9 protein-coding genes and 1 pseudogene are annotated in these 12,831 nt (G+C 64.1%); 5 read left to right on the top strand and 5 right to left on the bottom strand.

Annotated features, from left to right (window positions below; genetic code table 11):
* Positions 1 to 50 precede the first annotated feature (50 nt).
* Complete coding sequence (locus tag GKC28_RS18560; protein ID WP_174148492.1) at positions 51 to 1,061, bottom strand: TAXI family TRAP transporter solute-binding subunit; 1,011 nt, start codon at positions 1,059 to 1,061, stop codon at positions 51 to 53.
* 150 nt (positions 1,062 to 1,211) lie between these two features.
* Here GKC28_RS18560 and GKC28_RS18555 point away from each other — a divergent pair, with 150 nt between their 5' ends.
* The 3 genes from GKC28_RS18555 to GKC28_RS18545 all read left to right on the top strand — a co-directional run bounded on the left by GKC28_RS18555 (position 1,212) and on the right by GKC28_RS18545 (position 5,278).
* On the top strand, positions 1,212 to 2,135 hold the full coding sequence (locus GKC28_RS18555; RefSeq protein WP_174148491.1) for a LysR family transcriptional regulator: 924 nt from the start codon (positions 1,212 to 1,214) through the stop codon (positions 2,133 to 2,135).
* Positions 2,136 to 2,268: 133 nt separating this feature from the next.
* Positions 2,269 to 3,960: a thiamine pyrophosphate-binding protein gene (locus GKC28_RS18550; RefSeq protein ID WP_174148490.1), complete on the top strand. Its 1,692-nt coding sequence runs from the start codon at positions 2,269 to 2,271 to the stop codon at positions 3,958 to 3,960.
* 202 nt (positions 3,961 to 4,162) lie between these two features.
* A complete protein-coding gene (locus GKC28_RS18545) occupies positions 4,163 to 5,278 on the top strand; it encodes a cystathionine gamma-lyase (protein WP_174148489.1) in 1,116 nt (371 codons plus the stop codon).
* 44 nt (positions 5,279 to 5,322) lie between these two features.
* On the opposite strand, the gene GKC28_RS18540 is transcribed toward GKC28_RS18545, so the two are convergent.
* Positions 5,323 to 6,210, bottom strand: a complete 888-nt coding sequence (locus tag GKC28_RS18540) for a LysR substrate-binding domain-containing protein (protein WP_174148488.1) — start codon at positions 6,208 to 6,210, stop codon at positions 5,323 to 5,325.
* 105 nt (positions 6,211 to 6,315) lie between these two features.
* Between GKC28_RS18540 and GKC28_RS18535 the strand changes: the two genes are divergently transcribed.
* Positions 6,316 to 7,974, top strand: coding sequence for a GMC family oxidoreductase (locus GKC28_RS18535; protein WP_174148487.1), 1,659 nt, complete (start codon positions 6,316 to 6,318; stop codon positions 7,972 to 7,974).
* A 13-nt stretch (positions 7,975 to 7,987) separates the two neighbouring features.
* Complete coding sequence (locus GKC28_RS18530; protein ID WP_174148486.1) at positions 7,988 to 9,196, top strand: mandelate racemase/muconate lactonizing enzyme family protein; 1,209 nt, start codon at positions 7,988 to 7,990, stop codon at positions 9,194 to 9,196.
* Between the two features lie 24 nt (positions 9,197 to 9,220).
* On the opposite strand, the gene GKC28_RS18525 is transcribed toward GKC28_RS18530, so the two are convergent.
* The 3 genes and pseudogenes from GKC28_RS18525 to GKC28_RS18515 form a co-directional block, all read right to left on the bottom strand.
* Positions 9,221 to 10,420, bottom strand: a complete 1,200-nt coding sequence (locus GKC28_RS18525; RefSeq protein ID WP_174148485.1) for an aromatic ring-hydroxylating dioxygenase subunit alpha — start codon at positions 10,418 to 10,420, stop codon at positions 9,221 to 9,223.
* Positions 10,420 to 12,495, bottom strand: a complete 2,076-nt coding sequence (locus tag GKC28_RS18520; RefSeq protein ID WP_174148484.1) for an FAD-dependent oxidoreductase — start codon at positions 12,493 to 12,495, stop codon at positions 10,420 to 10,422. Before GKC28_RS18520 ends, GKC28_RS18525 begins: the two co-directional genes overlap by 1 nt.
* A gap of 73 nt (positions 12,496 to 12,568) precedes the next feature.
* Positions 12,569 to 12,831: pseudogene (locus tag GKC28_RS18515) on the bottom strand (hypothetical protein); the annotation flags it as partial.

The following is a 12,831-nucleotide window of genomic DNA, read 5'->3' as shown; positions in this document are numbered from 1 at the left end:
AAACAAAAACGGCAGCAAAGCGCACCCTGCTGCCGCAGTTCAGGGGAGGTTTACTTGAGCATGCCGATTTCGCGGTAGAAACGTTCAGCCCCCGGATGCAGCGGCACACCGATGCCCTCGACGCCGTCCAGCGCAGTTTCCAGGGTGATCGCCTTGCCCTTGGGGTGGCCGTTGTCCAAGAGCTTGCGGGCTGTATCGGACCACATTGCCTTGGTGATCTGATAGATCAGCTCTTCGTCCATGTTGGCGTTGGTGACCAGCATGCCGGAGACCGCCACGGTGTTCACGTCATAGTCCACACCCGGGTAGGTGCCTGCCGGAATGGTCGAGGGGATGTAGTAGGGCACGGTGGTGTTGGCCATCTTAACCTCTTCCGCCGACCAGTTGTGCAGCTCCATGCCCTTGGTGTTGTCGAGCTGGATCATCGCCGCGACGGGCGTGCCCGCGGCATAGAAATAGGCGTCCAGCTGGCCGTCGGCGATGCGCTCGGCGGACTGTGCGTTGTTCAGTTCAGCCTCGTCGATGTTGCCGCGGTTGACGCCGTGGTCGCCCAGGATCAGCTCCACCGCGATCTGGGTGCCGGAACCGGCCTGGGCGATGCCGACGCGCTTGCCTTTGAGGTCCGCAAGGCTCTCCAGCTTGTGGCCCTCGGGCAGCACCAGGTGCAGGTCTTCCGGGAACAAGTTGGCAATCACCCGCAGGTCGGGCTTGGCGTTGCCCTCGAACTTGCCCTTGCCGTGATAGGCGAAATGCAGGGTTGCGGCGCCGGACAGGCCCGCTTCCATCTGGCCTGCCTGGATCGCGTTCACGTTATGCGCCGATGCGTTGGTCGACTGGGCCATCGCCACCAGGCCCGGCACGCCGCAGTTGCCGCCCTCGTCACAGGAGCGCGAGCCCGGCGGGTTGGAAATCGCATTGGCGATGATGCCGCCGATCGGGAAATAGGTGCCGCCCGCACCGCCGGTTCCGATGCGGAAAAAGGTCATGTCCTGCGCCGCCGCGGCGCCGGTCAGCATGGTGCAGGCCAGCGCGGCCCCGGTCAGTTTCTTGAAAATTCCCATTGTCTTTTCCCTTGGTTTTGGCTGCGGCCTCGCCCGGCAGCTCTCTCCTCCGATTTTTGCATCATGATAAAGGAAAAGCATAAGTACAAATTTAAAATTGTACTGTATATATAGATCAGATTTATGTTTCCTTGCGCCAGGGGGCCTTTGATGAACTCTCACCAGCTTGCGGTCTTTCACGAGGTCATGAAGACCGGATCGGTCAGCCAGGCGGCGCGAAACCTGCACCGCACCCAGCCCGCCATCAGCGCCGCCATCAAGACGCTGGAGGAAGAGCTGGGCCTGCCGCTGTTCCTGCGCGAGGGCCGCCGCCTGGTACCGGTGCCCGAAGCGCAGTATCTGATGGAGGAGGCGACCGAGATCCTGTCGCGGATGGAGACCGCGCAGCAGAACCTGGCCAATATGCGCGACCGGGTGCAGGGCTCGATCCGCATCGTAGCGATGCCGGGGCCATCGACCTTTCTGCTGCCGGAGTTCATCAGCCGTTTCGTGGCCGGCAAGCCCGAGCTGCGGGTGACGCTGGCCACCCGGTCGTCGCCGCAGGTGCGCAGTCTGGTGGCGGCCAACAGTTTCGACATCGGCTTCTGCGACATGACCCGGTTCCGCGGCGACCGCAAGTTGTATACGGCGGAGGAGCTGCCCAGCAATTGCCTCTGCGCCGTGCCGGCCAACCACCCGCTGGCGGAGCGTGAGGTGATCACGGCGGCCGATCTGAACGGCCTGCCGATGGGCGCGCTGCAGCCGGATCACAATACCTATCAGGCCACCTCGCAGGTGTTTCTGGCCGCGGGCGCCGAGTTCAACCTGCGCTATGACGCGCAGTACTTTCTGCCGCTGTTCCACTTCATCGCCGCGGGCCAGGCCTGTGCTGTGGTTGATGTGCTCAGCGCCGAAAGCTATCGCCGCAGCAACGCGGGCGAAGAGCGAATCCGGTTCCTGCCGTTTGAGCCGCAGATCCCTTTTGGCTATTCGATCCTCACCCCCAGCGAGMGGCCGCTGTCGCAGCTGGCCGCCAGTTTTGCCGAGGCCTGGCGAAAGTATGTGACTGAAATCCTCACGAAATCTGCAAGGTAGAAGGGCTTTGGGCGGGTCTTTTCAGAAAACTGAAATTCGGTCTTCACTTCCATCTACAGAATTGTATACAGTTTGGAGCACGAATCCCGGACGTCTTCCGGGAGAGGTTTCACGACGGCTTCAGGGGGCACCCATGAAAAACACGATGAACGGCGCTGAGGCGATGGTGCGCTCCTTGGAGGCGCACGGCGTCACCCATATCTTCGGTCTCTGCGGCGACACCACGCTGCCCTTTTATGATGCGATGAACCGGCTGGAGCATGGCATCACCCACATCCTGACCCGCGACGAGCGCAGCGCGGCCTATATGGCCGATGGATTCTCCCGCGTGACCGGCCGGGTGGGGGTGTGCGAGGGGCCGTCCGGCGGCGGCGCCACCTACATCCTGCCGGGCCTCATTGAAGCCAACGAAAGCTCCTATGCGGTGCTGTCGATCACCACCGACATTTCCGTGGGGTCCTATGGGAAATACCCGCTGACCGAGGTCAATCAGGAGGTCCTGATGGGGCCGCTGACCAAGTTCAACACGGTGATCAAGCGCGCTGATCACATCCCGCGAATGGTGCGCCAGGCGTTCCGGGCAATGACCACCGGCCGCTCCGGCTCCGCGCATCTGGGGCTGCCTTATGACATCCAGTATGACGATGTGCCGGCGGATGACATCTGGGGCGACTCCAAGCATCAGAGCTACCCTGCTTACCGTGCGGCGCCCGAACCCGGCGCGGCGGAGGCCGCGGTCGAGGCCATCCTTACGGCCAAATCACCGCTGATCGTCTGCGGCGGCGGTGTGGTGATCTCCGGCGCTATGGAGGAGCTGGGCAAGCTCGCCTCCCGCCTGGACCTTGCCGTGGGCACCTCGATCTCCGGCAAAGGATCGCTGGCCGACACCCACCCGCAGTCGCTGGGCGTGGTGGGCTCCAACGGCGGCACCGATGAGACCTGGGAAATGATGGAGGGTGCCGATCTGGTCGTCTTCATGGGCTGCCGCGCCGGGTCCACAACCACCTCGCGCTGGGAAGCGCCGAAGCCTGGCCAGCGGATCGTGCATTTCGACAACGACCCGATGGTGATCGGCGCCAACTACCCGACCGAGGTCGGCGTGGTGGCTGACCTGAAACTGGCGCTGCAGGCGGTGAACGCCTATCTGGACAGCCGCGAGGGTGATCTGCCGTCCTTCGGCGGTGCCGCCAAAGTGGCCGATATCAAGCAGCGCAAGTTCGCCAAGTTCGAGGAACTGGCAAACAGCAAGACAGATCAGGTCCTGCCGGAGCAGATCATCCACGCGCTGAACCGGAACCTGCCCGACGACGCCATCGTGGTTTCCGATCCCGGTACCAGCTGCCCCTATTACAACGCCTATTCGCAGCAGAAGCACCCGGGCCGCCAGTACATTACCAACCGCGCCCATGGGGCGCTGGGGTATGCGCTGTCGGCAGCACTTGGCGCCTGGTTCGGGCGTCCGTCCAGCAAGGTGGTGGGGATGATGGGCGACGGCTCCTTCAACTTCACCTGCGGCGAGCTGGAGACCGTGGTGCGCTGCAACGCGCCGATCACCTATGTGGTGTTCTCCAACGCGAACTTCGGCTGGATCAAGGCGAGCCAGCGGGATGACTGCGATAAGCGCTACTATAATGTGGACTTCAACCGCACCAACCACGCGGCGGTGGCCGAGGCCTTTGGGGTCAAGACCTGGCGGGTAGAGCGGCCTGAGGACCTGGACCAGGCGATCAAGGAAGCCTTTGCCCATGACGGCCCGACCCTGATCGACGTGGTCTGCCAGGCGCTGGAAGAATCCGCCGCGCCGGTGCGCCGCTGGATGGGGTAAATACTCTCTATACTGTACCGCCCGGCGGCAACGCCGGGCAGCGCCCGTCCGCCCCCATGGGCGGGCGCTTCGCTTCCGCCCGCGGACGGGTGCTGCCCTCAGCGTTCGGTTTCGAAACGCTCTAAACCTGTTGCTCCCGATTTTCTTTTCTTTCTGAGCCGGTTATCAATCCTGAAACCCCCAGTTTCAGGAAAGGCGCCCCATGGACAAACCAACCGCACCCAAGGCCGGAGCCATGCTGCACCTGCGCGGCAACACGCTGTCCGAGGGCGACCCGGTGGCGCTGCCGCTGACCCACAGCTCGATGTACCACCTGCCGGGCGACTGGAGCGGCGGACCCAGCTATGGCCGCGCCGACAACGCCACCTGGGAGCATCTGGAGCACGTGCTAGGCTACCTCGAGGATGCGCCGGTGCTGGCTTACCCCTCCGGCATGGCGGCGATCTCGGCGTCGTTGTTTGCCACGGTCAAGGCAGGTTCCCGCATCCTGATCCCCTCGGATGGTTACTACGTGACCCGCCGCCTCAGCGAACGGTTCCTGCAGAACCTCGGCGTGCAGGTCGAGCAGCGCCCAACCAGCCGCTTTGCCGAAGGCGGATTTGAGGGTTTTAACGTTGTTTTTGCGGAAACCCCGTCCAACCCCGGCCTGGACCTGTGCGACCTCCGCGCCATTGCTGAGGCGGTTCACGCCGCTGGCGGGCTGCTGATTGTCGACAACACCACCATGACCCCGCTGGGCCAGCGCCCGCTGGAGCTGGGTGCCGATGTCGTGGTGGCCTCTGACACCAAGGCGCCGGGCGGCCATTCCGACGTGCTGATGGGGCATCTGGCGACCCGCAATTCGGATGTGCTGCAGGCCGCGCGCGAATGGCGCCAGTTCGGCGGCGGCATCCCCGGCCCGCAGGAGGCTTGGCTCGCGCACCGTGGGCTGGAAACATTGGACGTGCGTTTTGACCGCATGTGCAGCACCGCTGAGGTGCTGGCCGAACGGCTGGCAGCGCATCCGCTGGTGCAGGCGATCCGCTTTCCGGGGCTGAAATCCGACCCCTCGTTTGAGCTGGCGAAACAGCAGATGTCCCGGTTCGGTTTCCTGATCTCGATCACGCTGGACAGTGCGGAACAGGCCGATTCCTTCATCAACACCTGCCCGCTGATCCGCTCTGCGACGTCTTTCGGCGGTATCCACACCTCGGCGGAGCGCCGCGCCCGCTGGGGCGACGCGGTGGCGCCGGGGTTTATCCGCATCTCCGTTGGCATCGAACCGGCTGAGGAACTGTGGAGTGCAATGGCCGCAGCGTTGGACGCGCTGCGAGGGTAGGGGCTCCGCCTTGGCCGCAGCGAGTCCGGGCAGGGAAAACCGCCTTAGGTTAGCGCCTGGTAAAGCGCCATGAGCCAATTGCAGAAGGATTTGACCTCCTCCCGCTGGCCCGCCCTGTCGTTGATCACGATGTAATGCGAGCGCCGTTTCGGCAGCTTGTAGGCCGTCGGAACCACCACCAGCCCCTGCTCAATGTATTGCCGGGCAAAGCTTTCCAGCACCATCGTCACCCCGTGGCCTGCCGCCACGGTTTGCAGCGCCAGCAAGGATGAATCCGCCTTGAGCCAGTCCGCGGGCGTTTGCAGGTTCAGCCTATGCAGCTCTGACAGGCGGCCCCAGTCGGTTTCCGAGCCGAAAATCTGCACCACGTCGGATCCGGCCAGATCATGGATCGATGGGCTGCCGCCCAGATCGTGCAGGTATCCGGGGCTGCACACAGGCACCGCGTTCTCGTGGCCCAGATGCAGGACCTCGCTCTCCTGCCAGTCGCCGCCATAGCGGATGTCGATGTCCAGGCCTTCTTCGTCAAACCGGTTGGCCCAGACCGACGTGGTCAGTTGCACCAAAATATCCGGGTGCGCCGCCTGAAAGCGGCCAAGCTGGGGCGCGATGACTAGCGCCGCGCAGGAGATTGAGGCCCGCACCCTGACCACCCGCTTGCGTTTCTTGCCGAACAGGCCGGCGGTGGCCCGCTGCATGTCGATGAAGGATTTGCGGATCGGCTGGGCATAGGCCTGGCCGGTGTCGGTCAGCGCGACACCGCGGGGCAGCCGTTTGAACAGCTGGGCATTCAAGTGCTTTTCCAGCAGGCGGATCTGCTGGCTGATGGCAGCAGGCGTAAGGCCCAGCTCCTCCGCCGCGGCGGAGAAACTGTTCAGCCGTGCGGCCGCCTCGAAGGCCTTGAGCCAAGTTACATGGGGCAGGTCGGTCATGGCACATGCTTTAAGCACAGTTAGGCCATAGGGGCAAAACACATTGTTTGATTTATGTCATGCGCGCTGCGCAGTCTGAGGGGAAACCAACGGACCGGACGTGCCATGGCGCAGACATTCGACTTCATCATCGTGGGGGCCGGTTCGGCCGGCTGTGTGCTCGCCGAACGGCTGACTGCCAATGGCCGCCACAAGGTGCTGCTGATCGAAGCCGGCGGCAGCGACCGGCGGTTCTGGATCAAGATACCGGTCGGCTATGGCTTCACCTTTTCGGACCCGAAGGTGAACTGGCGTTACTCCGCCGCGGCAGATCCCGGGCTGAACGGGCGCGAGGCCTACTGGCCGCGGGGCAAGGTGCTGGGCGGCTCCAGCTCCATCAACGCAATGGCCTATGTGCGCGGGCTGCCGCATGATTTCGACGACTGGGAGGCCGCAGGCGCAACCGGCTGGGGCTGGGAGAACGTGCGCCGCAGCTATGAGGCGCTGGAAACAAACGACGAATGGCACCAAGGCCGCCGCCGCCTGCGCGGGACGGGGCCGGTGCGCGTTACCGACCTCAGCGAGCGGATGCATTCCTTTGCCAGGAACTTTCTCGCCGCCGGGCAGGACATGGGCTGGCCGTTCCTGCCGGACATGAACGCGGCGGCGGAGGAAGGCGCCAACACGCTGCCCGGCGAGGGCATGGGTTATGTCCGCAGCACGGTGAAGGACGGGCGGCGCTGGTCCTCGGCAGATGCGTTCCTTCGGCCTGCGATGAAGCGCGGAAACCTGACGGTGATCAGCGGCGCGCTGGTAGAGAAAGTGCTGACCAAGGGCGGGCGGGCCGCCGGCGTGGCCTTCCGGGTGAAAGGCCAGCCGCAAACCGCCATGGCCGCGCGCGAGGTGATCCTAAGCGCCGGCGCGGTGAACTCTCCGCAGCTCTTGCAGCTGTCGGGGATCGGCCCCGCGGCGCTGCTGCAGCGGCATGGGATCGAGGTGGCGCACGATCTGCCGCAAGTGGGGCAGGGGCTGCAGGACCATCTGGCGGTCTCGCACTTTTTCTGGGCCAACACCGCGACACTKAACGACAGGCTGGGCAGCTTTGCCGGGCAGATGAAGGCCGGGCTGCAATATGTGCTGATCCGCAAGGGGCCGCTGAGCGTGCCGGTCAATCAGTGCAGCGGCTTTGTCCGCTCAGCGGGCGCAGCGCTGCCGGATGTGCAGGTCTACTGCAACCCTGCGTCTTATTCGACGCAGGCAAACGGAAAGCCGCAGATCGACAAGGACAATGGCTTCCTGCTGTGCGTGCAGCCGAGCCGCCCGGTCAGCCGCGGGCAGGTCAATATCCAGTCCGCTGACCCTGGCCAGGCGCCGCTGATCGAGCCGAACTCGCTGTCGGCAGAGGAAGACAAGGCAACCGCCATCCGCGCCAGCCATCTGCTGCAGGCGCTGGCTGCCACCCCCGCCATGAAACGGGTCACGCAGGAGCGGCGGGCGCCGGATATCGTTGGGATGGACGACGTTGCGCTGCTGGAGAACTTCCGTGAACGCGCGGGCAGCGTGTTTCATGCCTCCTGCACGTGCCGGATGGGGCATAATGCAGCCGACTCAGTGTTGGATGCGCGGCTCAGGGTGCATGGGGTGGCAGGTTTGCGGGTGATTGATGCCTCATCTTTCCCGAATGTGACCTCAGGCAATACCAATGCCCCCACCATGATGCTGGCCGCCCGCGGCGCGGAAATGGTTCTGGAAGATAATGAAAACAGGCCCTTGGCGGCTGAATGACAGGGAAATTCAGATGAAGCTCGACAAGATTGAAACCTTTGTGTTCGGCAACCCGCCGCCGCGCCACGGCGGGCGCTACTTCATCTTTGTGCGCCTGACCACCGCCTGCGGCATCACCGGCGTGGGCGAGATATACAACGCGACCTTCGGCCCGGACCTGTGCTGCGCCATGGCAGAGGAGATGTTTGCCCGCCAGTTCGAAGGCTGCGATCCGCATCATATCGAGAAACTGTGGCGCAAGTCCTATGGCGCAGGCTACACGCTGCGGCCCGATGTGACGGTAATGGGAGTGCTGAGCGGTCTGGAAATGGCCTGCTGGGATATAATCGGCAAGGCGGCGGGCAAACCGGTTTATGAGCTGATGGGCGGCCAGGTGCATGCGCGGCTTCGCAGCTATACCTACCTCTATCCGCCGGAAGGCGACGTCTACCCGGACCCGGACACGCCCAACGTCTACAACGACCCGGACATCGCGGCGGAGGTGGCGCTGAAGCGGGTGGAGCAGGGCTTCACCGCGGTGAAATTCGACCCCGCCGGGCCGTACACGATCTATGACGGGCATCAGCCGCGGCTGGAGGATCTGGAGCGCAGCGAGATGTTCGTGAAGCGCATCCGCGAGGCGGTCGGCACCCGCGCGGACCTGCTGTTCGGCACCCACGGCCAGTTCACCGTCTCCGGCGCCAAGCGGATGGCGCGGCGGCTGGAACCCTATGAGCCCTTGTGGTTTGAGGAGCCGGTGCCGCCGGAAAACCCCGCCGATATGGCGGAGGTGGCGCGGTTCACCTCGGTTCCCATTTCGACGGGAGAGCGGCTGTGCACCAAGCATGAGTTCGCCCGCGTGCTGGAGGCCGGGGCGGCCTCGATCCTGCAGATGGATCTGGGGCGGGTCGGCGGCCTCTTGGAGGCCAAAAAGATCGCATCCATGGCAGAGACCCGGCAGGCCCAGATCGCGCCGCATCTTTATTGCGGGCCTGTGGTGGCGGCGGCGAACATCCAGATCTCCGCCTGCAGCCCGAACTTCCTGATCCTCGAGTCGATCGGTACTTTCGAAGGCCCCTATATGTCCTGCCTCAAATCCGCGATCACCTGGGAGGATGGCTATGTAATCCCTTCCAGGGAGCCAGGCCTGGGGGTGGAACTGGATGATGCAGCCATCGCCGCCAGCCCCTACACCGGCAGCGAGTTGCACCTGGAGCTGGCGCAGGAACCAGTGGTGCAATAGCCCTGCGCCAGCGATCCCGGCTTCTCAGATCATGCTGAAATAGCTGCGGTAGAAGCCGGGCAGGCTCCACTCCATTTCGGACAGCGGGCCTGGCACGAACCGGTGCGAGTTCACGCCCTCCTGGTTGTGGCGGATGATCCGCTCGTCATCGAGCGAGGTGACATGCCACAGCCAGGTGAGCGCTTCCTTGTCATAGTCGCGGTCCTGCTCCGCGTCGCCGCGCACAAACCAGGCGATCTGGATGTCGGTCTCCTGAAGGCCGCGGGGCACGAAACGGTAGGCCACCAGATGGTCCGCATAGATCAGGAAGTAATTCAGAGTGCCGATGGCCAGATCGGTGGCACCGCCGTCATGGCCGCTGAGCTGCCCGAGCGGCGGCGCCAGCGGTTCGCCGTCCCTGCTGCCGGTCTGGTAGCCGGTGAACAGCGGATAGCGGCGCCAGTAGACATCCGCGCCGGGCGCCTGTGCGTTGGGACCGGTCAGGTCCAGCTCCTCCACCGGCAGGCCGATGGCGGCGGAGCGTTCACGCAGATCTGCGCCGTATTTCGCCACATCCGCCGGATCCTTGAGCGAGTGGCTGCGGGAATACTCCTGATGCGAGGGAGCGCAGTGGTAGCATTCCAGGTAGTTTTCCAGCGCCAGCTTCCAGTTGGCAGGCACCGGATAGGAGGCCTCATGCGCCAGTTTCAGGTTTTCCAGTCCCATCGGCGCCGACAGCGGCGCCAGGCGGTCCAGGCTTTTCGCCAGCGGCGGCGGGTTTTCATCGGCGCAGATGAAGATCAGCCCCTGGAAAATCTGCACCTGCACCGGGAACAGCCCGTAATCCGAAGGGTCGAAATCCGGCCCCATGGCGCGGCCGCCGCGCAGCCGCCCGTCCAGCCCGAAGGTCCAGGCGTGGTAGGGGCAGGAGAACACCCGCGCGGTGCCCTGTTTTTCCAAACACACGCGGGAGCCGCGGTGGCGGCAGACATTCATATGGGCGCGCACGTCGCCCTCGCGGTCGCGCACGACGATCACCGACTCCGGCCCGTAGTCGAACAGGAAATAGTTGCCGGGTTCCGGGACTTGGCTGACGTGGCCGACCCAGATCCAGTTGCGGTTCCAGAACATCTTGATGTCGTGGTCATAGACCGCTTCAGAGGTATAAAAATGGCGGTCCAGCGCAAAACCCTCGCGGTGGCTCTCCATCAGCTCACGCATCACTTGCAGGTCGTCTTTGGGCATCATGCGCCTCCCATGTCTTCGAGGGAAATCAGTTCGCGGCGGAACCAGTCGGCATCCGCCGCCGCCGGGTCGCGTTCGAAATTGCGGGCCGCCAGGTGGCCGGCAAAGACCGCATCGGCAATCAGGCCGGGGGAGGCGGCATCGCCGACCAGCTCCAGCGTGGTGAAACTGTCCGCGTGGTTTTCTTTCAGCTCATCGAACAGCGCGGTGTCGCGCTGGCGGGAAGTGACCATCAGCAGGCTGGCGCAATCCACACGGCGGGTGCGGCTGGTGTAGACGCAGGACAGGTCTGCGCCGGTGGCATCCGCTGATTGCAGCGAATGCAGCGGAATGATCTCTACACCCGCCTGCAGCAGTTCCGCCTGCACCCGGTGCTGTTCCAGCGTCAGATCGGTGAAGGCCGAGGCGATGGCGCCCGGCGTCACCAGCACCACCTTGCGGCCTGCGGCGGCCAGTTGGCTGGCCAGCACCCCGCCGATGTAGCCCTGATCGTCGTCATACAGCAGCACCGGGCCATTGTCCGGCGGCAGGGAGCCTTCCATCACGTCGTCAGGGGTGAACACGGGCATGTCCTTGATCTCCAGGGGCAGCGGAGAGGTGCGCCCGCGCCCGTCCCGGTGCCAGGTGCTGCCGGTCGCAAGGAAGACATTGGGAATGCCAAGTTCTGCGACATCAGCGGCGCCAAGTTTGCTGCCGGTGAACATCTGAACATTGCCGCGCTGCTGCAGGTCCCAGAGGCGGTTGTCGGCAACCCGTTTCCAGGCGGACAGGCCCTTCAGCTTGCTTTCCTTCAACACCCTCCCGCCGAATTCCTCTGCCGCTTCGGCCAGTGTCACATGATAGCCGCGCTTAGCCAGCTGCATGGCGCATTCCAGCCCGGCGGGACCGGAACCGACCACCAGCGCAGCCTCTTCCTGCTGCTTGGGGGCGATCTGCTCGGGATGCCATTTGCGCCGCCATTCCTCGCCCATCGTGGGGTTCTGGGTGCAGCGGATGGGGGCTCCCAGATTGTCGGCAGAGACACAGATATTGCAGCCGATACATTCGCGGATCTCCTCGATCCGGCCTTCCTGGATCTTCTTGGGCAGGAACGGATCAGCGATCGAGGGGCGGGCAGCACCGATAAGGTCCAGCACGCCTTTGGAGACCAGCGAGGCCATCAAGTCAGGGGAGGTGAAGCGGCCAACCCCGACCACCGGCTTGTTCGTCACCTGCTTCACGAAATCGGTGTAGGGGATCTGATAGCCGTCTTCGGGCTGGAAGCGGGTGGTCTGGCTGTCATTGCTCCAGTCGGCGACATTCACGTCCCAAAGGTCCGGCAGATCCGCCAGCATCTCCACCACCGCGCGGCCTTCCTCGCTGGCCTGCATGCCATCTGCGCCCATCATCTGGTCAACGGCAAAGCGGAAGGCCACTGCGCAGTGGCCGTCCAGCACCTCGCGGGTGTCTTCCAGCAGTTCGCGGGTCAGGCGGACCCGGTTTTCCAGCGAGCCGCCGTATTCATCGCTGCGGGTGTTGTACTGGGGCAGCAGGAAATGATGCGGAAGCGTCATCTGGTGGCCTGCGTAGACATAGACGATGTCAAAGCCTGCCTCCTTTGCACGCAGGGCCGCGTCGCGGTGCCAGCGTCGCAGGTCGCGGATGTCCTGCTTGTCCATGGCGCGGGCCTGTTTCGGGTAGACCGCATCAATCGGGCGGTCGCCAACCCCCAGCGCCGGGGCGCGGGTCAGGTGGTTGGTGGCGTGATGGCCGTTATGGGCCAGCTGGATTGCTGCCAGCGACCCCTTGGCGTGGACTTGTTCCGTCATCAGCTGCAGCGCCGGGATGTCATGCTTGTCCCACAACCGGTGTTCCGCATAGGGGCCAAGGTCGGAGGTCGGATGAATCTCGGTCTCCTGGGTCGAGACCACGGACCAGCCGCCCTCCGCCTTCATCGCGCGCACCGCCGCCTCCGCCTGCGGACGGACGTGGCCCAGCCCGGTGCAATGCGGCACCTGGAAAAAGCGGTTGCGGGTCGTGACGGGGCCGATCTTCACCGGCTCGAACAGAATGGAATACCCATTTGCGCCTGGCATGCTGGCACATCCTTTTATGTCTTGGTTTTGGACTTGGAGGGCGGCGGGCGTTCTGGCCCGCCGCTTTCGGGGATCAGAAGCCTGCCTTGATGCGCTCGAATTCCTTGAGCATCCGGCCTTCCAGCTCCGGGTTGACCGCGTCGAAGAACAGGCTGCCCTCGAAGAACGTGTCGACATCGGCAAAGCCGTAGGTCTCGATCAGGCTCTGATCGGCGGATTTGAAGGCCTCGGCATTGGCATGGGCATAGCCCCAGTTCTCGAGGATTTGAAGGCCTCGGCATTGGCATGGGCATAGCCCCAGTTCTCGATGATGTATTTGCCGCTTGGCTCGGAACT

It is taken from the genome of Leisingera sp. ANG59 (genome assembly GCF_013317235.1).
In the GTDB taxonomy this organism is placed as follows: domain Bacteria; phylum Pseudomonadota; class Alphaproteobacteria; order Rhodobacterales; family Rhodobacteraceae; genus Leisingera.
This window is presented reverse-complemented; position numbering and strand designations above follow the sequence as displayed.